The organism is Pseudomonas sp. BN102 (assembly GCF_029871245.1).
Classification (GTDB): domain Bacteria; phylum Pseudomonadota; class Gammaproteobacteria; order Pseudomonadales; family Pseudomonadaceae; genus Metapseudomonas.
This window is the reverse complement of record NZ_SSON01000075.1, coordinates 404535-426257: the sequence shown is the minus strand read 5'-3', so window position 1 is coordinate 426257 and position 21723 is coordinate 404535. Positions and strand designations below refer to the sequence as shown.

21 protein-coding genes are annotated in these 21723 nt (G+C 65.8%); 12 read left to right on the top strand and 9 right to left on the bottom strand.

What is annotated here, in order from left to right; all coding sequences use genetic code 11:
* Positions 1-53: 53 nt before the first annotated feature.
* From E8F12_RS23235 to E8F12_RS23225, 3 genes are all read left to right on the top strand, one after another.
* A complete protein-coding gene (locus E8F12_RS23235) occupies positions 54-1550 on the top strand; it encodes a PLP-dependent aminotransferase family protein (protein ID WP_280327525.1) in 1497 nt (498 codons plus the stop codon).
* Between the two features lie 116 nt (positions 1551-1666).
* Complete coding sequence (locus tag E8F12_RS23230; protein WP_280327524.1) at positions 1667-2740, top strand: TIM barrel protein; 1074 nt, start codon at positions 1667-1669, stop codon at positions 2738-2740.
* 52 nt (positions 2741-2792) lie between these two features.
* Entirely contained in the window at positions 2793-4058 is a 1266-nt protein-coding gene (locus E8F12_RS23225) for an MFS transporter (protein WP_280327523.1), read from the top strand.
* Positions 4059-4136: 78 nt separating this feature from the next.
* Here E8F12_RS23225 and pbpG read toward each other — a convergent pair whose 3' ends face one another.
* From pbpG to E8F12_RS23210, 3 genes are all read right to left on the bottom strand, one after another.
* The gene (gene pbpG / locus E8F12_RS23220) at positions 4137-5132 is read right to left on the bottom strand and encodes a D-alanyl-D-alanine endopeptidase (RefSeq protein WP_280327522.1); all 996 of its coding nucleotides are present in this window, start codon (positions 5130-5132) and stop codon (positions 4137-4139) included.
* Between the two features lie 177 nt (positions 5133-5309).
* A complete protein-coding gene (locus tag E8F12_RS23215; protein ID WP_280327521.1) occupies positions 5310-5699 on the bottom strand; it encodes a DUF488 family protein in 390 nt (129 codons plus the stop codon).
* Between the two features lie 12 nt (positions 5700-5711).
* Positions 5712-6152 (bottom strand): thioesterase family protein, encoded by a 441-nt coding sequence (locus E8F12_RS23210; RefSeq protein WP_280327520.1) that lies wholly within the window; start codon positions 6150-6152, stop codon positions 5712-5714.
* A gap of 98 nt (positions 6153-6250) precedes the next feature.
* Between E8F12_RS23210 and E8F12_RS23205 the strand changes: the two genes are divergently transcribed.
* Positions 6251-7210, top strand: a complete 960-nt coding sequence (locus tag E8F12_RS23205) for a helix-turn-helix domain-containing protein (protein WP_280327519.1) — start codon at positions 6251-6253, stop codon at positions 7208-7210.
* Between the two features lie 18 nt (positions 7211-7228).
* Here the strand turns inward: E8F12_RS23205 and E8F12_RS23200 are convergent, their stop codons facing one another.
* Entirely contained in the window at positions 7229-7708 is a 480-nt protein-coding gene (locus E8F12_RS23200) for a nuclear transport factor 2 family protein (protein ID WP_280327518.1), read from the bottom strand.
* A 181-nt stretch (positions 7709-7889) separates the two neighbouring features.
* On the opposite strand from E8F12_RS23200, the gene E8F12_RS23195 reads away from it, so the two are divergent.
* The 5 genes from E8F12_RS23195 to E8F12_RS23175 are packed head-to-tail and all read left to right on the top strand — an operon-like array spanning position 7890 to position 11503.
* A complete protein-coding gene (locus tag E8F12_RS23195; RefSeq protein WP_280327517.1) occupies positions 7890-8315 on the top strand; it encodes a nuclear transport factor 2 family protein in 426 nt (141 codons plus the stop codon).
* Positions 8312-9169 carry an SDR family oxidoreductase gene (locus tag E8F12_RS23190; RefSeq protein WP_280327516.1) on the top strand — a complete coding sequence of 286 codons (858 nt, stop codon included), beginning with the start codon at positions 8312-8314 and terminating at the stop codon, positions 9167-9169. The genes E8F12_RS23195 and E8F12_RS23190 overlap by 4 nt, the downstream gene beginning before the upstream one ends.
* A complete protein-coding gene (locus E8F12_RS23185; protein WP_280327514.1) occupies positions 9166-9930 on the top strand; it encodes an SDR family oxidoreductase in 765 nt (254 codons plus the stop codon). Before E8F12_RS23190 ends, E8F12_RS23185 begins: the two co-directional genes overlap by 4 nt.
* 26 nt (positions 9931-9956) lie before the next feature.
* Positions 9957-10712, top strand: a complete 756-nt coding sequence (locus E8F12_RS23180; RefSeq protein ID WP_280327513.1) for an SDR family oxidoreductase — start codon at positions 9957-9959, stop codon at positions 10710-10712.
* A gap of 14 nt (positions 10713-10726) precedes the next feature.
* Positions 10727-11503, top strand: a complete 777-nt coding sequence (locus tag E8F12_RS23175) for a glucose 1-dehydrogenase (protein ID WP_280327512.1) — start codon at positions 10727-10729, stop codon at positions 11501-11503.
* A 165-nt stretch (positions 11504-11668) separates the two neighbouring features.
* Here the strand turns inward: E8F12_RS23175 and E8F12_RS23170 are convergent, their stop codons facing one another.
* From E8F12_RS23170 to E8F12_RS23155, 4 genes are all read right to left on the bottom strand, one after another.
* The gene (locus E8F12_RS23170) at positions 11669-12574 is read right to left on the bottom strand and encodes an NAD-dependent epimerase/dehydratase family protein (RefSeq protein ID WP_280327511.1); all 906 of its coding nucleotides are present in this window, start codon (positions 12572-12574) and stop codon (positions 11669-11671) included.
* A 75-nt stretch (positions 12575-12649) separates the two neighbouring features.
* Positions 12650-13528: an SDR family NAD(P)-dependent oxidoreductase gene (locus tag E8F12_RS23165; protein WP_280327510.1), complete on the bottom strand. Its 879-nt coding sequence runs from the start codon at positions 13526-13528 to the stop codon at positions 12650-12652.
* Between the two features lie 37 nt (positions 13529-13565).
* A complete protein-coding gene (locus E8F12_RS23160) occupies positions 13566-14402 on the bottom strand; it encodes an SDR family NAD(P)-dependent oxidoreductase (protein ID WP_280327509.1) in 837 nt (278 codons plus the stop codon).
* Positions 14403-14474: 72 nt separating this feature from the next.
* Complete coding sequence (locus tag E8F12_RS23155; RefSeq protein ID WP_280327508.1) at positions 14475-16226, bottom strand: FAD-binding protein; 1752 nt, start codon at positions 16224-16226, stop codon at positions 14475-14477.
* Between the two features lie 296 nt (positions 16227-16522).
* Here E8F12_RS23155 and E8F12_RS23150 point away from each other — a divergent pair, with 296 nt between their 5' ends.
* The 3 genes from E8F12_RS23150 to E8F12_RS23140 all read left to right on the top strand — a co-directional run bounded on the left by E8F12_RS23150 (position 16523) and on the right by E8F12_RS23140 (position 20628).
* Positions 16523-18124, top strand: coding sequence for a DUF1302 domain-containing protein (locus E8F12_RS23150; protein ID WP_280327507.1), 1602 nt, complete (start codon positions 16523-16525; stop codon positions 18122-18124).
* A 23-nt stretch (positions 18125-18147) separates the two neighbouring features.
* Positions 18148-19524, top strand: a complete 1377-nt coding sequence (locus E8F12_RS23145) for a DUF1329 domain-containing protein (RefSeq protein ID WP_280327506.1) — start codon at positions 18148-18150, stop codon at positions 19522-19524.
* Between the two features lie 111 nt (positions 19525-19635).
* Positions 19636-20628, top strand: a complete 993-nt coding sequence (locus tag E8F12_RS23140) for a 5'/3'-nucleotidase SurE (RefSeq protein ID WP_280327505.1) — start codon at positions 19636-19638, stop codon at positions 20626-20628.
* Positions 20629-20840: 212 nt separating this feature from the next.
* On the opposite strand, the gene E8F12_RS23135 is transcribed toward E8F12_RS23140, so the two are convergent.
* On the bottom strand, positions 20841-21617 hold the full coding sequence (locus E8F12_RS23135; RefSeq protein ID WP_280327504.1) for an SDR family NAD(P)-dependent oxidoreductase: 777 nt from the start codon (positions 21615-21617) through the stop codon (positions 20841-20843).
* Between the last annotated feature and the right edge of the window lie 106 nt (positions 21618-21723).

The following is a 21723-nucleotide window of genomic DNA, read 5'->3' as shown; positions in this document are numbered from 1 at the left end:
AGGTCTACAGACCAACACCCGAAGACCGCTCGACACAGCGAGGCAGACACAGAATGAAATCCCCCGGCGGCATGCTGCTGACCGGTATCGAGCTGGACCGCGCCAGCGCCGTGCCGCTCTACCGCCAGCTCTACCTGCAGGTGCGCAAGCAGATCCTCGCCGGGCGCCTGCCGGGCGGGACGCGCCTGCCCTCTACCCGCACCCTGTGCAAGGAGCTGGAGCTGTCGCGGATCACCATCCTCAATGCCTTCGACCAGCTGACCGCCGAAGGCTTCCTGGCGCCGCGCACCGGCGCCGGCACCTATGTCGGGGACGAGTGGGAACGCCGCGACGCCGCCGCCGACGGCCCGCGCAAGCCACCGCGCCTGTCGAGCCTGGGGCAGTCGGTGCACTCGCTGCGCAGCGAGCATTTCAGCGGGGTGTCCTACGCCACCTGGGCGCCCGAATGCCCGACCTCCTTCCTGCCCAGCCACCCGGCCTACGATGCCTTCCCGCTGCCGGTGTGGAAGCGCCTGATGAACCGCCACCTGCGCCAACCGACCAAGGCGCTGCTCGGCTATGGCGAACTCAAGGGCTTGCAGCGCCTGCGCGAGGCGATAGTCGAGTACGTCTTCGACGCCCGTGGCATCGAGTGCAGCCTGGACCAGGTGGTGATCGTCTCCGGCGCCCAGCAGGCCTTCAACCTGCTTGGCATGCTGCTGCTCGATCCGCAGGACGGCGTGTGGATGGAAGACCCCGGCCATATCGCCGCGCGTATCGCCTTCCAGGCCCAGGGCTGCCGTCTGGTGCCGCTGCGCATCGACGATCAGGGCCTGGACGTGCAGCAGGGCCTGCGTGAATGCCCGGATGCCCGCCTGGCCTTCACCACGCCCTCGCGCCAGCACCCGCTGGGCACCACCATGAGCTACGCCCGCCGCCAGGAGCTGATCGAGTGGGCCGGCCGTGGCCACGGCTGGATAGTCGAGGACGACTGCGACAGCGAGTTCCGCTACGTCGGCCGCCCGTTGCCGGCGCTGTTCGCCATGGACCCATGGCAGAAGGTCATCTACGTCGGGACCTTCAGCAAGGTGCTCTATCCGTCGCTGCGGCTGGGCTATGTGATCCTCCCCGAAGCGCTGGTCGAGCCCTTCTGCGCCATCCGTGCGGTCATGGACCGCAGCCCCTCCACCCTGCACCAGGAAACCACCGCCGACTTCATGATCGAGGGCCACTTCCTCGGTCACATCCGCCGCATGCGTGCGCTCTACCAGGGCCGCCAGGCGCGCCTGCTGGAGCAGTTGCAGAGCCGCTTGGGCGGTTTCATGCGGGTCGCCCCCGTGGAGGCCGGCCTGCACCTGATCGGCTGGCTGGATGACGCCGTGGATGAAGACGCCATTGCCCTTGGCCTCGCCCGGCAGGAGATCTACACCTATGCCCTCGGCGACTACTGCCTCAAGCGCTACCTGCCGCCGGGACTGCTCATCGGCTTTGCCGGCACCCCCGAGGAACAGGCCGCACAGAAGGTCGAGGCGCTGGCGCGGGCCTTGGAGAAGCTGGGCCATCGGCTGTAGCGACCAGCCGCAAAGTGGCCATAACAATTAAAAAATAATGGCTATATCGATAGCGCCATTCCGGAGAGATAAAGGCAGCGCCGGGCAAACCGGCACCTTTACCAGGAATGACAAGAATGAACGCTATTCAAGCCCGCTTTGCGACCCTGCTGCGCCACAACGCCAGCAGCGAGGCCCCGCCACCGCCGCTGACCCCCACCCTTGCCCAGCGGCTCCTCGAACGCCTCGACGGCATCCGCCTGTTCGCCCATGGCTACCCGCTGCTGACCAACCTCACCCACGGCCGGCTCAAGCCTGAGGACATGCTGGACTTCGCCTACCGCCACGAACTGCAGGGCCTCAGCCTGCACCTGCTGGACGGTGAGGAGAACAGCCTGTCGCGGATGGGCCCCGCCGAGCTCCAGACCTTCGCCGACAAGGCCCGCGCCCTGGGCCTGGACCTGCACCTGGAAATCAGCAGCACCCGCCGTGAAGACGTCGACCAGGTCGTGGCCATCGCCCAGGCCGTCGGCACCCGCAACATCCGCGTCTACTCGCGCTATGAGGGCCACCTGTCGCGGGTCATGGGACTGATCGAGGCGGACCTCCGCTACCTCGGCCAGCTCGCCGACCAGCACGACCTGCATTTCGACTTCGAGCAGCACGAGGAACTCAAGAGCTTCGAGATCGCGCAGCTGCTGCGCCAGGTCGGCAACCCACGCCTGAACGCGCTGTTCGACTTCGGCAACATGATCAACGCCTGCGAGCAACCGCTGCCTGCGCTGCAGGCCCTGGCCCCGCATATCCGCCAAGTGCACCTCAAGGGTGTGCGCATCGTTCCCGAGCAGAACGGTTTCGGCCACTACGGCGTGCTGCACGGCAGCCAAGATGACGACCTGCCCGGCGCGCGGATGCTGTTCGAGCTACTGATGCTCGGCGAGCGGGAGCCCCAGGTGATCGCCTTCATCCTGGAGCAGGAAAACCACTACATCGCTCCATCGTTCCGCCAGTCCGACGAAGCCGAAGACCCCTTCATCCCCTACCGGGAGATGAGTGAAACCGCCCTGCCGCCGGGCTACACGGCCGACCGCATGATGGCCGACGAACAGCGTTGGGCGAATAACCAGATCCGCCATGTGCGCGGGCTGCTCACCGAGCTGCGCGTGCTGGCCGAACTCACCCTGGCCGAGGCCGGCCAATCCCCTACCTGAGCCGTCAGCGGCGACAGGTGAGATCTCAACCCGGAAACTGTGGAGAACAACAATGACAGCACAGGCTAAGGCCAAGTGGCTCCGCTTCCTGGTCCTCGTCCTCGGCGGCGGGACCATCTACAAGCTGGCGAACCTGAAAGACGCCTTCTACGTGCCCATGCAGGAATACATGGGCCTGACGCACACCGAGATCGGTACCCTGCTCAGCGCCAACGCGATCATCGCCACCGCGCTGTTCGTCGTCGGCGGCTTCCTGGCGGACCGCTTCGACACCCGCAAACTGATACCCCTGGGCCTGATCGGCACCGGCGCCCTGGGCCTGTACCTGGCCACCTTCCCCGGCTACAGCCAGCTGCTGATCGTGTTCAGCCTGTTCGCCATCTGCGCGGACTGCATCTACTGGCCGGCGCTGCTCAAGGCCATCCGCAACCTCGGCGACGATACCGAGCAGGGGCGGATGTTCGGTTTCCTCGAGGGCGGCCGCGGCGTCGTCGACACCCTGGTGGCCTTCTCCGCCCTGGGCGTGTTCGTCGCCATGGGCTCCGGCGAAGACGGCCTGAAGTCGGCCATCCTGTTCTACTCGGTGATCGACATCGGCGCCGGCCTACTCACCTGGTTCCTGCTCAAGGAGAGCAAGCAAGGTGCTGCCAGCACTGAAACCATCGGCCTGGCCGGGCTGCTGGAAGCCGTGCGCGTACCGGGTATCTGGCTAGTCAGCCTCAACGTGTTCATGGTCTACATCGTCTACTGTGGCCTGACCTACTTCATCCCCTACCTGAAGGACATGTACCACTTGCCGGTGGCCCTGGTGGGCGCCTACGGCATCATCAACCAGTACTTCCTCAAGGTGCTGGGTGGTCCGGCTGGCGGCTTCATGGCGGACAAACTGGTCAAAAGCCCGAGCCGTTACCTGAAGTGGGCTTTCCTGGCGCTGCTGCCGCTGATGGCGGTGATCCTGACGATTCCCAAGGGCGAGAGCTTCATCTATGCCGGCATGGCCGCCACCCTGTCGTTCGCGCTGATCGTCTTCACCATGCGCGGCGTGTTCTGGGCGCCCATGAGCGAAGTCGGGATTCCCTCGCGCATCACCGGCTCGGCCTTCGGCATCGGCTGCCTGATCGGCTACGCGCCGGGCATGTTCGCCTACGTCATCTACGGCGCCATCCTCGACCACTTCCCGGGGGAGCAGGGCTACACCTATGTGTTCAGCCTGATGAGCGGGTTGGCGGTGATTGGCTTCATGGTTTCCAGCCTGTTGCACCGGGCGGTGCAGAAGCGCGTTCACGGCCTGCAGGGCGAGGCAGTGACGCTGGGCTGACCGAGGCCTGAAACGAAGAAGCCAGCCTTTCGGCTGGCTTCTTCTTCGCGGTAGGTGTCTTCCGGTAGGCAACAGGCGTTACGGCTTCACGCTGCTCTTCACAGTGCTCGGCACGTTCGTCGATGTCTTGGCCTGCGCGCTGTTCTGCACGGTCGCCTGGCCGAGCTTGCTGTCCTCGTACTTGCGGTAGTTCTTCGCCGCCGCCGGGACCTTGCCGCTGTAGCCGGTTTCCAACCAACGACGCATGCGGGTAGCGTCGGCGACGTGGGTGTAGCGGCCAAAGGCGTCCAGCAGCACCAGGGCCATCGGGCGCGAATTCACCTTCGTCAGCATCACCAGGCAGTGCCCGGCTTCATCGGTGAAGCCGGTCTTGGTCAGTTGGATGCTCCAGTCCGGCTTGCGCACCAGGTTGTTGGTATTGCGGAAACCCAGGCTGTAGCGCGGCTTGACGAAACTGACCACCTTCGCCGAGGTGGTGCTGTATTGGGTCATCAGCGGGTACTTGCGGGTTTCCTTCAGCAGGCGCACCAGGTCGTTGGCGGTGGAGACGTTGAATTGCGACAGCCCGGTCGGCTCGACATAGCGGGTGCCGCTCATGCCCAGGGCCTTGGCCTTGGCGTTCATCGCCGCAATGAAGGCCGAATAGCCGCCCGGATAGTTGTGGGCCAGGGTGGAGGTGGCACGGTTCTCCGAGGACATCAGGGCGATATGCAGGAGTTCGCCACGGCTGAGCTGGCTGCCCAGGCGCACGCGCGAGTAGACCCCTCGCATCTCCTTGTTCTCGCGGATGGTAACGGTGAGCACCTGATCCAGCGGTTGCTTGGCCTCCAGCACCACCACCGCGACCATCAGCTTGGTAACCGAAGCGATGGGCATGACCCGGCTGGCATTGCGCGAATAGACGACCTGGTCGTTGGTAAGGTCGACCAGCACGGCGCTACGGGAAGACAGCTGCAGTTTCGCCGGATCACGGACCGGCAAAGGCAATTCCTGCGCCTGAATTGGAGCACCTGCCAGCATAAGGAGACAGGAGCTTAGAACAAAAAGTTTGGCGATCGAACAACGAATATTCACGATTCATCCAAAGGAAGAAAGGACCAAGGGAATGGCTACTGCACAAAATGAAGTATAGGAACGAAGGTACCGGCGTACTCAGCACCTTCGGTCGGCGGGTCGCGATTTTGCGCCAATCGTCGGAGGCTTGCCAGTGGTGCAGGCTACGCGGCGCCGGTAGGGTCGTGCGGCCAAGAATCAGTCCCGCAGCGCAGCACCGCGCTCGACCAATAGCTGGCGCAGCATCGAGCGGTGACAGCGGTCCTCGTTCTCGCAGTAGCAGCCCACGGCGAACTGGCTGCTGTGGGACAGGGCCGCGAGCAGGTCGAGCACCCGGGCGCCTTCGCCGCCGTCCATCTCGGCGCGGTAGCGCTTGGCGAAACGCGCCCAGTCCGCGTCGCTTTGCGCCGCCTTGCCCTCGGCCATCAGCTCGGCGCTGGGCGCCAGCAGCGGCAACCAGGTGTCGTAGTAGTCGCGGCTGGCGAACTCGGCCTTGGGGACACCCCGCGGCGGCCGCCGCACCGTGCCGATGCGCAGCCCCTCATCGGCGCCGCGCGGCGTGCCCAGCTGGACGATGCTGATGCTCATCTCCCCTCCTCCCTAGCGGCTGCTGCTGGGCAGCTCGCGGAAATCCTCGCTCCGGTCCATGGCCTGGAGGGCCTCCAGCAGCTTGGCCGTGGGCGTGACCAGCTTGCGCTGCTCCAGGTCGAACCAGCCAACGGTGGAGGTCACCCGCGCCGCCAGGGCGCCGCTGCGGAAGAACTCGTTGCGCAGCAGCATTCGGCTGCCATCGGCCGAGAGGCCGGCGGCGCTCATGGTGATCTGCAGTTCGTCGAGCAGGTGGCATTCGCGGAAGTACTCGATCTCGTCCTTCATCACCACCGGCCCCAGGCGCAGGCGGCGGAACTCGGACATGGGGAAGCCGAAGTCGGCGAAATACATCATGCGCACGTCGGCGGACTTGTCGAGGTAGGCGGTGTTGCGCATGTGGGAATTGAAGTCCATGTCGCCCCAGCCGGCGGTGAGGGTTTTCTGGTACATGAGGGGTCTCCGGGGTCGTGCGGTGGTGGCATCCACTGTATGGCGACCGGGCCCTCTGCAATACTGGCGCGATTGACAACTTTGGTAGCGATCGCGCCATGAAGATCACGGTCCTCGCCCTCGAAGGGGTTTTCGACACCGGCCTCGCCGCCGTGCTCGACGCCCTGACCACCGCCAACGAACTGTCCACCCTGCATGGCCTGCCCTGTCCGCAGTTCGAGCTGGCCCTGGCCGGGGTACGGCCCGAGGTGAGCAGCTCCCTGGGCTTCGGCGTGCCGGTACGGCCGGTAGGCGACTGCCCGGCGCCGGACTGGGTGATAGTCCCGGCCATGGGCTACAAGATGCCCGAGCCACTGCAGCAGGCCCTGGCGCGCCCGGACGTGGCCGACGCCGTCAGCGCCCTGCGCGGCTGGGCTGCCGGCGGAACGCGTATCGCCGCCGCCTGCATCGGCACCTTTGTGCTGGCGGAAACCGGCCTGCTGGATGGCCATGAAGCCACCACCACCTGGTGGCTGACGCCGTTGTTCCGGCAACGTTATCCACAGGTGCAGCTGGACGCCGGGCGCATGATCGTCAGCGCCGGCCAGTTGGTGACAGCCGGCGCCGCCCTCAGCCACCTGGACCTGACCCTCTGGCTGATTCGCCAGACCAGTCCGGAACTGGCGGCCCTTGTAGCGCGCTATTTGATCGTCGACTCGCGCCCCTCGCAGTCGGCCTATGCCCTCTCCGATCACCTGGCCCATGCCGACCCGCTGGTGCAGCGCTTCGACCGCTGGGTCCGCGAGCGCCTCGTGGAAGGTTTCAACCTGGATGCGGCAGCCCGGGAACTGGCCACCAGCAAGCGCACGCTCGCCCGGCGCATCCACGATGTGCTGGGCAAGACGCCCCTGGCCTATGTCCAGGACCTGCGCATCGAGCGCGCCGTGCACCTGCTCAAGACCAGCGAGCACAGCGTCGACCAGGTCGCCACCCTGGTGGGCTACGCCGACGGCGTGACCCTGCGCACCCTGCTGCGCAAACGGCTGGGCAAGGGCATCCGCGAACTGCGCGCCGGCTGAACCGCCGGCGCTGTCCACTCAGTCGGGCAGGCCAAACCAGCTGGAAATGACCTTGAACTGCTCCGGGATAGGCGCCGTGACGGTTTCGAACACGCGTCGGTATCCGGTGGAGAGTATCTGCCAAGCCCCGTCTCGCTTGACGTATTCGTCCTGGTAGAAGGCCGTGCCATGCACCATCCAGCTGTTCTCGAGGTCGATCACGTGGTCCTCCAGGTACCAGGTGCCCCGGGCCCGATCTGGTGCGACCAACTCGATCTCCGGGTGGTGGCCCTGGTGTTTGGACAGCAGGGTCGGCCGGTCCATCAGCCCGCGCAGGCCCGCCACAAACCCGGCGCGACCGGAAAAGGCGTACTTGCCGCTGTCCAGCGCGGTGGTCACGTCCTCGGCCACGCAGGTTTCGAACAAGGCCCAGTCATGGCAGTCGATCGCCCTGAAATAGCGGTACTTCAACTGTTTGATCTGCTCGATTTCCAGAAGGGTTTCAATGGTGTCGGCCATCTCTGCTGCTCCATGTAAGGGGAACGCCCAACCTAGCCGGCGCTCCCCGGTCGCTCATCGTCCGAGGGGACTAGCGCCCCGCGCTGCGGGCAATAGTCCGATCGGCCGATGCCCCTCTGCCCCGGCGATGCGAGCTTCCCCGCACCTGCAACTGCGCAGGCCAAACAAGGAGGCTCATGGCATGTCCGAGGCATCGCACAAGCAAGCGCTCTATGAACTCGTCTGTCGTTATGCACAGGCGGTGGATAAACGGGACTGGACCGCACTGGCCCGCCTGTTCACACCCGACGCAAACCTCAAAGGGCCCGGATTCAGCTTCGACGGCGTCGACGCCATCGTCGCGGGCATGAACGGCCTGGGTCGCTTCAGCCTGACCCAGCACCACGTCCACAACCACCTGGCCGAAGTCGACGAACTGGAGGCGAGCGCGGAAACCTACTGCGTCGCCAACCACCTGTACGAAGCCGATGGCGTCACCCGCAAGCTCGACTGGGGTATCCGCTACCTGGATCGCTTCGTCTACATCGACGGCCTGTGGCACATCTCCCGGCGTGAGCTGCTGCTGGACTGGAGCCAGGACCTGCCGCTGCAAGGGGCCACGCCATGAAGGCGCCCCTCGCAGGCAAGACCGCCCTGATCACCGGCGGTACCGGCGCCCTGGCCAAGGCCTGTGCCCTGGCCTTGATCAAGGATGGGGCCAGCGTGGTGCTGACCGCGCGTCGCGCCGAAGCGCTGGCCGAGGCGCGCGCCTACTTGCTCGAGCAGGTGCCCGACGCCCAGGTCGAATGCTGCGCCGGCGACGCCTGCCAGGAGGCCGATCTGCTGCGCGCCCTGGACCAGGCTTACGGCCTGCAGCGGCGCCTGGATATCCTGGTTCCCACGGTGGGAGGCGGCGGCTTCCGTCCGCTGCTGCAGCATGACGCGGCCAGCTTCGGCGCCGAACTGAACACCAACCTGATCAGCGCCTTCCTCGCCATCCGCCACGGCGCCCCGCTGATGGCCCGCAACGGCGGCGGCGCCATCGTCTGCATCTCGTCCACCGCTGCGCAGATGACCTTCCGCTGGCTGTCGTCCTACTGCACCGCCAAGGCCGCCCTGGAAAGCCTGGTGCGCTGTGCGGCGGAAGAACTGGCCAGTGCCGGCATCCGCGTCAACTCGGTGCGCCCGGGCCTGTTCCACAGCGAAGCCACCCGCGACCTGTTCAGCAACTCCGAGCTGCGCCAGCCCTTCCTCGACGAGGTGCCTCTAGGCCGTCTCGGCAAGCCCGAGGACATTGCCGGGGCCGTGCGCTACCTGGCCGGCCCCGAGGCAGGCTGGACCACCGGCCAGAGCCTGGCCATCGACGGTGGAAATGAACTGCGCCGCAATCCGCAACTGGACCATCTGATCTCGGCCATCTACGGCGAAGACGCCTTGCGCGCCGCCCTGGCCGGCCAGGAACCCCCAAGGAGCCCCGCATGAAACGCGTGCAAGACAAAGTCGTACTGATTACCGGCGCCGCCAGCGGCGTCGGCAAGGCCGATGCCCTGTTGCTGGCCGCCGAAGGCGCCCGCGTGGTGCTCGCCGACATTGACCGCGTGGCCGGCGAAGCCCTGGCAGCGGAGATTGGCGCCGCGGCCCTGTTCGTCGAACTTGATGTAGCCGAAGAACAGCATTGGCAGCGCGCCATCGAGCAGACCCTGGCGACCTTCGGCCGCCTCGATGTGCTGGTCAACAACGCCGCCATCTGCCCCCTCGGCACCATCGAGGAGGCCAGCCTGGCGCAATGGCGCAACGTGATGCGGGTGAACGCCGATGGCTACTTCCTCGGCTGCAAATACGGCATCGAAGCGATGAAGCGCAATGCCAGCGGCGGCTCGATCATCATGATGTCCTCGGTCGCCGCCCTTGGCGGTCTGCCGCCCATGTGCGCCTACACCGGCTCCAAGGGTGCCGTCACCGCCCTGACCCGCAACGTGGCGATGCACTGCAAGAACAGCGGCTATCGCATCCGCTGCAACTCCATTCACCCCGACGGCATCTGGACGCCCATGACCCAGTCGCTGGTGCCCAACCTCGATCCGGTGGCCCTGGGCATCGGCGACAACCCCATGGCGCGCATGTGCATGCCGGAGGATGTGGCCAACCTGGTGCTGTTCCTCGCCTCGGACGAATCGCGCTTCGTCAACGGCGCCGAACTGCGCATCGACAACGCGCAGACGATTTCCGGCATCGCCGGTTAATCCAACTGATTCGGGAGCACACAAGCATGAGCATGCTGCAAGACAAGGTCGCCCTGGTGACCGGAGGCGGCCAGGGCGTCGGTCAGGGTATCGCCTACTCGCTGGCCGCCGAGGGGGCCAAGGTCGCCGTGGCCGGCCGCACCCTCGCGACACTGGAAGAAACCTGCGCGGAGATCCGCCGTCGCGGCGGTACCGCCCTGGCGGTCGCGTGCGACGTGATGAGCCAGACGGACATCGACCGCTGCGTCGCCCAGGTGGTTGAGGCCTTCGGCGGCCTGAACATCCTGGTCAACAACGCCCACATCGTGCCGCTGGGCAGCATCCTCGAGGTGACGGACGAAACCTTCATGAAGGGCATCGACTCCGGTCCGATGGCCACCCTGCGCCTGATGCGCGCCTGCTACCCGCACCTCAAGGGCGAAGGCTCCGTGGTCAACCTGGCCTCCTCCGCCGCCGTGCGCTGGGACGCCTCGGGCTACGGCCACTATGCCGCGACCAAGGAAGCCATCCGCTCCCTGAGCCGCGCGGCTGCCTGCGAATGGGGCGTGGACGGCATCCGCGTCAACGTCATCGCCCCCCACGCCCTCTCCCCCGGCCTGCGTGGCTGGATCGAGGCCAACCCGGTAGAGGCGGAAGCTTTCTTCAGCAGCATTCCGCTGCGCCGGGTTGGCGATTGTGAACACGACATCGGCCGCACTGTGGCCTTCCTGGTCAGCGACAACGCCCGCTACCTGACCGGCGCCACCATCCCGCTGGATGGCGGCCAGGCCTATTGGGGTTAATCAAGGAGAAACGCATGCAACGTTTGGCAAACAAGGTCGCCATCATTACCGGCGGCGCGCGCGGCATGGGCGCGCAAACTTCGCGACTGTTCGTCGAGGAAGGTGCAACTGTGGTCATCGCCGACCTGCTGGAAAGCGAAGGCCAGGCGCTGGCCGCGGAACTGGGCGACAGGGCCAGTTTCCGCTGCCTGGATGTGAGCGACGAAGACGGCTGGCAACGCCTGGTCGGCGAGACCCTGGAGCGCCACGGCCGTATCGACGTGCTGGTGAACAACGCCGCCGTGCTGGTGTTCGGCGCCATCGAACAGCTGTCCAAGGTTCAGTTCGAGCGCGCCCTGTCCATCAACCTCACCGGTACTTTTCTCGGTATCCACAGCGTGGCCCCGATCATGCGCGAGCAGCGCAGCGGCTCCATCGTCAACATCTCCTCCGTGGATGGCCTGCGCGGGGTGAATGCCCTGGCGGCCTATGTGTCGAGCAAGTGGGGCGTGCGCGGTCTGACCAAGGTCGCGGCGCTGGAGCTCGGTCCGCATGGCGTGCGGGTCAACTCGGTGCATCCGGGTGGCGTGGATACCGTCATGTCCAACCCCACTGGCTCGCCGAGGGAAGCGCTCGCCGAGCAATACCGCATGGTGCCGCTGCAGCGCATCGGCGCGCCGGAGGAAGTCGCCCGCGCCACGCTGTTCCTCGCCAGCGACGAGGCCAGTTACTGCAATGGCAGCGAGCTGTCGGTGGATGGCGGGATGGTGGCCGGCTTCTACTACCAGGGCCTGCCCGGTTCGCCGATCTGACTGGCGAAGTGGATGCAAGAAGGCCCGCGTACGCGGGCCTTCTTGTTCAGTGAGGATTGGCGGGTTTGTGTGGTTGCTGGGTTCCGTGCCAGCGGATGCTTCCCTCGCCCCCAGCCCCTCTCCCTAAAGAGGAGAGGGGCTGGGGGAGAGGGCAGTTTCAGGCAATCACGCCCGATACTGCGCCACCACCTCATTCACCGCGCGCTGGATGTCATTGCGCACATACCCCAGCAATGCTGTCTCGGCAGCATCTGGCTCGTAGCGGACGGTATTGCCACGGCCGGTATAGAGGGCCATGTCCGGCAGCAGCGGGTGTTCCTGGTCCAGCGATGGGACCTCGGCATCGTTGCCGGCGGCGCGCAGGAAGGTCTGGAAGTACTCCGCGTAGCTGAGGTTCTCGTCCCCCACCAGGTACGCCTTGCCGGACTCGCCATGCAGCAGCGCGCCGAGGATCGCCTGGGACAGCGAACGGGTGGAGATGAAGTTGCTGCCGCCGGCCGGACCATAGAACGGCAGCGGCGCGAACTTGCCCTCGGCATAACGGGTGTAGGCCTCGAACATGTCGACTTTCAGCCCCGGTACCGCGCCGACCACGAATGGCGCGTTGACGCTGCACACACGGAAGTCCGGCGTGGACAGCGCACGTACGCCTTGATCCGACAGATGGCGCGACCGTACGTAGGGAATGCTCTCGATCAGCTCAGGCGCCACCTGGGGATAGAAGCTACCCACCAACACGGCCTGGCGGATGCCCGCGCTGCGGGCCAGTTCGAAGAATCGCGGGATGGCCTCGACGTTGGCCCGCTGCCAGTGAGCGTCGAGGTCGCCACCCTGGGGCGCGTGACGGATATCGCTGCCGGCCGCAAACACCAGGGCGTCGAAGCCGGCCAGGTCATCACGGCTGAAATTGCCGGCGACGTAGTCGCCCTGCAGTTGCGTCAGGTCGGCCAAGGCACTGCCCGCTGCGGCTGGTTTGCGCCCGGCAATGGTCACGTCATGGCCTTGGGTCTTGAGGTAAAGCGCGGCATGGCCACCGATCAGGCCGGTCCCGCCAATCACCAGAATTTTCATCGCATCCTCACTCTTGCATGGGGCCCTTCCAGCCCCGTGGTTGAAGCGCCCGGAGCACTCCGGGCGATGGTCGGTTCAGATCACCCGCGCGGGGTGCTGCACACGGGGTGCGCCGAGCATGTCGCGGTAGGAAGGCGGCTGGCGCCCGGCGTCCTCGGTGATGCCATAGCCGGCGGCCAGCTCGGCGGTAATTAGCGTCTGCCCGGAGCGCGCGGCCAGTTCCGGGTCGTTCAGCAGCGCGTGGATCACGCGGCCGTTGAACTCCGGGGTCTCCGCCATGGCGAGGAATTCCTCGTACTGATCGGCACGCTCCGCTCCGGCGATGGCGGTGCGCTCGGTACGCTGCGGACCCAGCCAGAGGGATACGGCTGCGACGCCGGTATGTTCCAGGTCGATAGCCATATCCGCGGCGAACTTGTCGACGCCGGCTTTCTGCGCGCCGTAGGCCGGGCCATGCATGTAGCAGCCGGCACCGAAGGAGGAGACGAAGGCGATCAGCCCGTGGCCGTTCTTCACCAGCAGCGGCGCGGCGTGGTAGCTGGCGACATAGGACGAGCGCAGGCCGATATCGAGGATATCCACCATCTCCAGGGGCTTCTGCCAGAAGGGGCCCGGATCGATCAGGTTCTCGTGGATGTAAGTGGCGTTGTTCACCAGCAGATCCAGCCGGCCCTGCTCGCGCTCGACACGGGCGAAAAGCTCGCGCACTTGTTCGTCGTCACGGTGGTCGCAGGGCACGGCAATGCCCTTGCCACCCGCGCGCGTCACGGCTTCGGCGGTTTCCGCCAGGCTGCCGGGCAAGGGTTTGCCGCGCAGCTGGCTGTTGCTCTGGGTGGCCGAGCGGCCGCTCAGGTAGACGGTCATGCCCGCCGCACCAAGGGCGATGGCAATGCCCTTGCCGACGCCACGGCTGGCGCCAGTGACCACGGCGACTTGGTTATTCTTCGCGTTCATCTGGGGTTCCTTCTTGCAGTCAGCGAATGCTGGAGGCTCAGAAATTGAAACCGTTGCCGGTAATCACCGGCACGTTGGTCCAGGTGCCTTTCGGATCGCGGTACCAGCCCGCTGCGGCCAGGGCGCCGCCATCCACATGCAGGGTGGTGCCGGTGACCCAGCCCGACAGCGGACTGGCGAGGAACAGCGCGGCTCCGGCCATGTCTTCCGGCTGGCCGAAGCGGCCCAGCGGAATCCAGTTCGGCATCTGCGCGCGGTGCTCGGGGGCGATCATCAGCGACATGGGCAGTTGCGGGGTTTCAGTCGACTCGGGGGCGATCTGGTTGACGCGGATGCCCACCGGTCCCAGCTCCAGCGCCAGGCTCTTGGTGAAGCCGCCGATGGCGGCCTTGAACGCGGCATAGACGCTGCAGTTGGGAATACCGCGGAAGGCTTCGATGGAGGACAGACTGATGATGCTGCCGCCCGCGCCCTGGCGGCGCAGCAGCGGCAGCATGGCGCGGGTCACGCGGAACACGTGCCCCAGGTTGACGGCGTAGAGCCGGTCGATGTCGTCATCGCTGTAGGCATCGAAGGGCTTGGCGATCATCAGCGAGTCGCCGACGTTGTTGACCAGCACGTCGAGCCCGCCGAAGCGCGCCTCCAGCTGTTCGGCCAGCGAGGCCACCTGGGCCCCATCGGTGACATCGGCCTGTACCACCAGCGCCTCCCCGCCCTGGCTGGCCAGCCAGTCGCACAGGGCGGCGGCACGCTCGGCGTCCACTTCGGCGACCGCCAGCCGGGCACCGGCGCGGGCGAAGGCTTCGACCACGGCGCGCCCGATGCCAACGCCACCGCCGGTGACCAAGACGGTCTTGCCTGCGAAATCGATCATCTCGTCTACCTCTTGTTGTTTGTCGTTGTGGGAGCGAATTCATTCGCGAAGGGCCGCCAGGCGGCCCCGGATTCAGGAGGACAGGCCTTCGGCCTGTTTCGCGAATGAATTCGCTCCTGCAGGCGCAGTGCTGTCGATGTGCTCGGCCGCGCGGAAGCCGAAGACCATGGCCGGTCCGATGGTGGAGCCGGCGCCCGGGTAGGTGCGGCCCATCATCGAAGCGGCGGTGTTGCCGATCGCATAGAGACCTGCGATGGGCGTGCCGTCCTCGCGCAGCACGCGAGCCTGCACGTCAGTGAGAAGGCCACCCTTTGTGCCGATGTCACCGGCGTCGATCCTCACCGCGTAGAACGGCGCCTTCACCAGGGGCGCCAGACAGGGGTTGGGCTGTATCGTCGGGTCGCCGTAGTAGCGGTCGAACAGCGAATCACCCTTGTTGAAATCCAGGTCCTTGCCCGCCTCGGCCATGGAATTGAAACGCGTCAGGGTACGCAGCAGGCCACTGGCATCGACGCCGATCATCGAAGCCAGTTCAGAGATGCTGTCGGCCTTGTGGAAGTAGCTGTGCAGGTGCTTGGGCAGCCGGCTGTCGGGCATGGCGTAGCCGGGCAACAGGGCTCCGCAGGGGTACTTGCGGCGGAAGTCGGCATCGAATATCAGCCAGCAGGGCACGCTGGTCGCGCCCTCGCGGTTGCTCTCGTACATGGCGTAGACGATGTCGGTGTAGGGCGCAGCCTCGTTGACGAAGCGCTGGCCCGCCGAGTTGACCATGATGCAACCGGGCAACGTGCGCTCGACGAACAGTGCGCGCTGCTTCTCTTCACCCTCGACATGGGTGGTCGGCGCCCACCAGCTGTGCCCCATCAGCGCCGTGCTGGCGCCCAGGGCCTGGCCCGCGCGGATCGCATCACCCGTGTTGTAGGGCGGCGTCGCGCTCCAGTCGCTGCGCGACGGCTGTGGGTGGTATTGCGCACGCATCGCCTGGTTGCGCTCGAATCCACCGGCCCCCAGCACCACGCCACGCCGGGCCTGGATGCGCAGGAGCACGCCATCACGAACGACTTCAGCGCCGACGACCCTACCGTCTTCCTCGATCAGGCGCTCCAGCCGGCAGTTGAGCGTGAGCGGTACCTGGCGGTCCATCAGCGAGCAGCGCAGAGCGGCGATCAGGGCATTGCCCAGGGTGAGGAAGCGGTCGCGCCTGGAACGCAGGCGCCAGCCCAGGTCGCGCCAGTAGCGCCAGAGCACCCTCAAGGTCAGCCCGACCCAGCCGGGGCCCCGGCACAGCAGCACCCTGGCCTCCTTCATGGTCATGGTCATGCGGCCCATCATCAGCGTGCCAGGGGATGGCTCGCGCAGGCGCTGGAACTCTTCGCCCAGCTCACGGGCATCGAACGGCAGCGGGTCCATGGAGCGGTAGCCGGGTTTGCCACCCTCCACTTCCGGGTAGTAATCGGCGTAGGCCGCCTGCGCTTCGAAGCGTACGCGGGAGTGCTGTTCGAGGTACTCGATCGCCCGGTGGCCATGCTCGACATAGGCTTCGATGCGGCCGTCGTCGATCTCGTCATGGGTAACGGCGCGGATATAGCGGACGGCCTCCTCGGCCGAATCCTGGCCGCCCACTGCGGCGATGCGGTGGTTGCAGGGAATCCAGATGCCGCCACCGGAAATCGCCGAGGTGCCACCGAAGCGGTCGCTCTTCTCCATCACTTGCACCTGCAGTCCAAGGTCGTGGGCACGCAGCGCGGCGGTCATCGCACCGGCTCCCGAACCCACCACCAGTACGTCGCAACTTTGATCCCATTGCGGGCTATTCGCGCTCATCGGGCTTGCTCCCTTGTTGTTGTTCGTGGTGCGCAATCAGCCCGGATTCTCAGTGCGCCCCCAACACACAACATCGTCCGTTGGGACTAAGCGCGACGGCGCCAACCGACCGCTCAGCCCGTTCGGAGTGCAAGTGCTGATGGATAGTCTTTTTGGACGATGTTGTGCCTCGAACGCGACCACATAGTCACGTCGCCACACTCAACTCAACCTTGGGCCTGGCGAACCGAGCTGTGCCCAGCGACGCCGAGAGCGACATGATGATAAGAACAACAAGACGCCAACCCCGTAATCCCTTGCAGTTCGCGATCCGCGTTGCACTGCTTGGCTTGGCCACCGGCTGCGCAAGCCAGGTCCAGGCGCTGTCGTTCCAGCCCAACGAAGACCTCAAGATTGACTGGAACACCACGCTCACCTATGGCCTCGCGTGGCGTACCGAGTCCCGCGATCACGCGCTGTCCAACGGTTTCCCGAACCCGGCCATCGCCAACATCGACGACGGCAACAACGCCTTCGACAAGGGCAGCCTGATCACCAACCGGGCCAGTTTCCTGACCGAGATGAACCTCAACTGGCAACAGGACTTCGGTCTGTTCATGCGTGCCAGCGGCTTCTACGACGATGTTTACAACCGCAGCAACGACAACCGCACCGGCACCTCCAACTGCTTCGCCGGCGGCCGCTGCTCGCAACCCAACCACTTCCCCCACGACACGATCGACCAGCATGGCAAGGACATCCGCCTGCTCGATGCCTATGTCTATGGCGCCTGGGACCTCGGCGGGCACAACCTGAACCTGCGCGTCGGCGACCAGGTCGTGAGCTGGGGTGAGAGTCTGTTCATCGGCAACGGCATATCCGGCGCCATGGCCCCGGTGGATGCCACCAAGGCCAACACGCCCGGCGTGGAGCTTAAGGAACTCTTCCTGCCGGTAGGCCAGGTATTCGGCCAGATCGACCTGACCGACAGCCTCAGCTTGCAGGCCTACTACCAGTACAAGTGGGAGAAGACCGAAATCGACGGTGTCGGCAGCTTCTTCTCCGTCACCGACCAGATGGATGAAGGTGGCTTCACCGATGCCTTCGGTATCACCCGTCGGCTGTCGGACGACGAGCCGAGCGACAGCGGCCAATACGGCGTAGCCCTGAACTACGTGGCGGAGTCGTTGAACAACACCGAGTTCGGCCTCTACTACGTGCGCTTCCACGACAAGGCGCCGCAGCTGGACTTCCTCACCGACTGGAACACCGCCAATTACCAGGTCCGCTACTTCGACAACATCGACCTCTACGGCGCGAGCTTCTCCACCGTGGTCGGCGACACCAACGTCAGCGGCGAAATCAGCTACCGCGACGGCCAACCGGTGCTGGTCGATACCGGCCTGGTCCCGCACCCCGTGCGTGCCGAAACCATGCAGGCGCAGGTGTCCTTTATCCACTCGTTCGGAACCCTGCCGATCGCCGACAACACCACCCTGATCGGCGAGCTGGGATACAACGAGGTGCTCGACAACGACCGCGCCGATAGCTTCACCGCCTTCGTGCCGGACGGTGCCGGCGGCGCCTTCCCGCTGACAACGCCGAACACCGACAAGCTCTACTTCGACAAGAGCTCCTGGGGCTACACCCTCAACCTGTCGCTCGAGTACCTGAACATCTTCAACGGCTGGGACCTCACCGTGCCGCTGATCTTCAGCCAGAACCTGGGTGGCGACTCATCCCTGCCGGGCACCTTCGGCATGGGCGAAGGCGACCATCGCCTGGGCGTCGGCACCACCTGGCGCTACCTCAACAACCTGACCCTGGAGGCCCGCTACAACGCATTCCTCGGCGATGCCGGCGATACCCCCTTCGCTGACCGCGACAACGTCGGCATCAACGTCAAGTACAGCTTCTGATCCACTGCCGCAGGAGACTCAAGATGCGCACGAACAACAAGACCCCGCTCCTCGCCGGCGTTCTCGCCGCAGCCCTCGCCAGCGCTCCGGTCCTGGCGAAGGTCAGCCCGGAGGAGGCCAAACGCCTGGGTAACGACCTCACGCCGATGGGTGCTGAAACAGCCGGCAATGCCGACGGCAGCATTCCTGCCTGGAGCGGAAAGTGGCTGGGGGCTCCGCCCCAGGTCAACTACGGCGGCTCGGGCACTGCCTACGGCGACCCCTATGCCGGTGAGAAGCCGCTGTTCGTCATCACCGGCGATAACATGGCGCAGTATGCCGACAAGCTCTCCGAGGGCCAGAAGGCGCTGTTCCAGCGCTACAAGAGCACCTTCAAGATCCCCGTCTATGCGAGCCACCGCGACTTCCGCTACTCCGACCGGGTCCACCAGCGCACCCTCGCCAACGCCACCAGCGCGGAGCTGGTCAGCGGCGGCGACGGTGTGGTCAACGCCATCGGCGCCTCGCCCTTCCCGATCCCGAAGAACGGCTACGAGCTGATGTGGAACCTCAACCTCCCGGCCCGCGCCTGGAAGGAAGACGCCATCTACACCATGGCGCTGACCCTCTCCAATGGCACTCGCTCGCTGGAGTCCATGGACTACAAGATCCTCTCGGTGTGGGACTCGCCCAAGGAAACCGTGGAGTCCTTTGGCGGCCAGCAAGCCTTCGCGCTGGTCCAGACCCTGGAGCCGACCCGCAAGAAAGGCGAGATCATCCTCGCCCATACCTTCACCGACCCGATTTCCTCGCCGTCGCAGTCCTGGCAGTACCTGCCGGGCAACCGCCGGGTGCGTCGCGCGCCGACCGTGGCCTATGACACCCCGTTCGGTGCCGGCGGCTTCCGCGTGATGGACGAGGACCGCCTGTTCAACGGCGCCCCGGACCGCTACGAGTGGAAACTGGTGGGCAAGAAGGAAATGTACATCCCGTACAACAACTACAAGCTCGACGACCCGAGCCTGAAGCTCGACGACCTGCTGTCCACCAACGGCCACGTCAACCCCGACTACATGCGTTATGAGCCGCACCGTGTCTGGGTCCTGGAAGCCACGCTCAAGCCCGGCAAGCGCCACATCTATGGCAAGCGTGTGCTGTACATCGACGAAGACTCCTGGATCGCCGTGATGGCCGACAACTACGACGGCAAGGGCCAGCTCTGGCGCAGCAACATGCAGACCACGGCCTACGCCTACGATCTGCAAGGCTTCCAGGCCCGAGTGGCGATCTTCCACGACCTGATCGCCGGTTCCTACCTGACCGACCGCCTGCTCAACGGCAAGCCGCCGGCAAAGCTGAACAACAGCGATTACGAAGCTGACTATTTCTCCGTCGCCAACCTGCGCAAGCTGGGTAAATAAGCGCCCTGATCGAGCGAGGCCCCCGGGCCTCGCTTTTTTGTGTCCCCGAAAACCGCCTTCGTTCAGCCAGCAGTCGACCCAAGGTTCCCTTCTCTCAATAGAGGAAACGAGATGACGCACACGCTGTTGAAATCCGCCATCAGCCTGGCCGCCCTGTCCCTTTCGCTCCAGGCCAGCGCCCTGAACATCCTGCTCACCAACGACGACGGCTGCCGTGCACCAGGCATAGACGCCGTCTACCAGGCCCTGATCGCCGCCGGCCACCAGGTGACCCTGGTCGGTCCGCAAAACGACAGCAGCGGCATCGGCGCCGCCAGCGTGGTGGTGCCCGGCCAGGCCGTAGCCATCACCCAGCTCGCCCAGGGCAAGTACTGCGTCGGCGCCCCCGCCGGCTATACCCCGCCGGCCGGCAAGACCTCCGCCATCGGCACTCCGGTGGACGCGGTGAACGTCGGCCTCGACCTGCTGCTCAAGGACAACCGCCCCGACCTGGTGGTCTCCGGCACCAACTTCGGCGACAACGTCGGTCCGCTGACGCAGATGTCCGGTACCGTCAACGCCGCCGTGCGCGCCATGTTCAAGGGCGTGCCGGCCGTGGCCGTGTCCACCGCCATCGACCTGCAACTGATCGCCCAGGATCCGCAGGCAGGCTACCTGAAAACCCTCAATGCCATGGACGATACGGCGCGCTTCGCCACCCGCGTAATCGACCGCGCCGTCGCCATGGGCGCCGAGGCCAGGCGCCTGTGCAGCAAGAGCGGCGGCAAGGCCAAGGCCTATTGCGACACCAACGTGATCGGCCTCCCGGGCAGTACTGGGCTGAACATCAATTACCCGGCGCTGGAAGCCGGCCAGGTGACTGGCGTGGCCTTCGCCCCCATCGGCGACTGGGGCAACGTGGTCTTCGCCCCGCAGCAGGGTGCCGATGGCGTGGTGCGGGTCAACCTGGTCCCGCCGCCCGCCCCCACCGCCGAGCAGAAACAAGGCGACGCCTACCAACTGTCCCTGGGCAAGGCGGTGATCACGCCCATTGACGGCAACTACACCGCCTCGCCGCTGGTGCAGGCCCAGGCGAAGTTGATGCTGCAGGGTGTGACGCCTTGAGATTCCGGTGATCGAAGAGAAGCCCCGCTGATGCGGGGCTTTTTTTGTTGCGGGTTCGTGGGGAGCTCAAGGTCGCTTCACAGGTCCCGTAGGTTGGTGCAGAGCGCAGCGAAGCCCAACACCGCGCGGCATCAGGTCCGCACCGTCGGGCTTCGCGTAGCTCAGCCACAACCTACGTAAAAGCGCAGCGCGTGTGGCACTCCCCCCTGCGCCTAGACGCCGTAACCGCCATCCACCGCCAGGATCTGCCCGGTCGTGTAGCCAGCACGGCGGGAGGCGAGGAACGCCACAGCCTCGGCCACTTCCTCGGCCATGCCCCAGCGCTTGATGCACAGCTTGGCCTGCACGGCGTCCTTCCATTTTTCGTCGAAGGTGCCGTCCGCCCACAGGCGGTGGAAGATGCCGGCATCGATCACGCCGATGGCCACGCTGTTGGCACGGATGCCGTGGCGGCCTTCCTCCTTGGCGATGCCCTGGATCAGCGACTCGATGGCGGCCTTGGGCGCCACCGAGAGCACATCGCCCTCCGGCCAGCGAAATAGCCCGGCGGAACTGATATGCACGATGGCCCCCCCGCCCTGCTCACGCATGTGCGGCAGCAAGCACAGCACCAGGTTGAGGAAGCCGTTGAGGTCGGCATCGATCACCCGCTTCCACTGCGCCAAAGTCAGCTCGCCGATCTTCGGCTGGCTGATATCCGAGCCGGAGGCGATGACCAGGGTGTGGATGCGCCGGCCTGCGGTGAGCTGCTGCAAGGTTGCGCTGACAGCGGCTTCATCGCCGAGGGTCAGCTGCACCGCCTCGGCGCGACGACCGCGCTCGCGCACCGCGCCCACCACGGACTCCGCCCGTTCGGCATTGCGGTGGTAGGTGAGCACGACGTCAGTGCCGGCCTCGGCCAGACGCTCGCAAATCGCCTGCCCCATCCCGCCACTGCCGCCCACCACCAGGGCGATGCCTTCGGGGAAATCCTGTCGTTCGCGGGACATGTGCTGTTCCTTTCTAGTTCAGTGTTCGATGGGGGCTCGGTCCTTGTAGGGGCGAATTCATTCGCCAAGGGATGCGAAGCATCCCCGAACCAGCTCGAGGGCCGGT

Bases quoted from the DNA above. Each gene is read 5' to 3' on its own strand.
- E8F12_RS23235 (WP_280327525.1), top strand. From the start codon at position 54: ATGAAATCCCCCGGCGGCATGCTGCTGACCGGTATCGAGCTGGACCGC.
- E8F12_RS23230 (WP_280327524.1), top strand. From the start codon at position 1,667: ATGAACGCTATTCAAGCCCGCTTTGCGACCCTGCTGCGCCACAACGCC.
- E8F12_RS23225 (WP_280327523.1), top strand. From the start codon at position 2,793: ATGACAGCACAGGCTAAGGCCAAGTGGCTCCGCTTCCTGGTCCTCGTC.
- E8F12_RS23215 (WP_280327521.1), bottom strand. From the start codon at position 5,699: ATGAGCATCAGCATCGTCCAGCTGGGCACGCCGCGCGGCGCCGATGAG.
- E8F12_RS23210 (WP_280327520.1), bottom strand. From the start codon at position 6,152: ATGTACCAGAAAACCCTCACCGCCGGCTGGGGCGACATGGACTTCAAT.
- E8F12_RS23205 (WP_280327519.1), top strand. From the start codon at position 6,251: ATGAAGATCACGGTCCTCGCCCTCGAAGGGGTTTTCGACACCGGCCTC.
- E8F12_RS23200 (WP_280327518.1), bottom strand. From the start codon at position 7,708: ATGGCCGACACCATTGAAACCCTTCTGGAAATCGAGCAGATCAAACAG.
- E8F12_RS23195 (WP_280327517.1), top strand. From the start codon at position 7,890: ATGTCCGAGGCATCGCACAAGCAAGCGCTCTATGAACTCGTCTGTCGT.
- E8F12_RS23190 (WP_280327516.1), top strand. From the start codon at position 8,312: ATGAAGGCGCCCCTCGCAGGCAAGACCGCCCTGATCACCGGCGGTACC.
- E8F12_RS23185 (WP_280327514.1), top strand. From the start codon at position 9,166: ATGAAACGCGTGCAAGACAAAGTCGTACTGATTACCGGCGCCGCCAGC.
- E8F12_RS23180 (WP_280327513.1), top strand. From the start codon at position 9,957: ATGAGCATGCTGCAAGACAAGGTCGCCCTGGTGACCGGAGGCGGCCAG.
- E8F12_RS23175 (WP_280327512.1), top strand. From the start codon at position 10,727: ATGCAACGTTTGGCAAACAAGGTCGCCATCATTACCGGCGGCGCGCGC.
- E8F12_RS23170 (WP_280327511.1), bottom strand. From the start codon at position 12,574: ATGAAAATTCTGGTGATTGGCGGGACCGGCCTGATCGGTGGCCATGCC.
- E8F12_RS23165 (WP_280327510.1), bottom strand. From the start codon at position 13,528: ATGAACGCGAAGAATAACCAAGTCGCCGTGGTCACTGGCGCCAGCCGT.
- E8F12_RS23160 (WP_280327509.1), bottom strand. From the start codon at position 14,402: ATGATCGATTTCGCAGGCAAGACCGTCTTGGTCACCGGCGGTGGCGTT.
- E8F12_RS23155 (WP_280327508.1), bottom strand. From the start codon at position 16,226: ATGAGCGCGAATAGCCCGCAATGGGATCAAAGTTGCGACGTACTGGTG.
- E8F12_RS23145 (WP_280327506.1), top strand. From the start codon at position 18,148: ATGCGCACGAACAACAAGACCCCGCTCCTCGCCGGCGTTCTCGCCGCA.
- E8F12_RS23140 (WP_280327505.1), top strand. From the start codon at position 19,636: ATGACGCACACGCTGTTGAAATCCGCCATCAGCCTGGCCGCCCTGTCC.
- E8F12_RS23135 (WP_280327504.1), bottom strand. From the start codon at position 21,617: ATGTCCCGCGAACGACAGGATTTCCCCGAAGGCATCGCCCTGGTGGTG.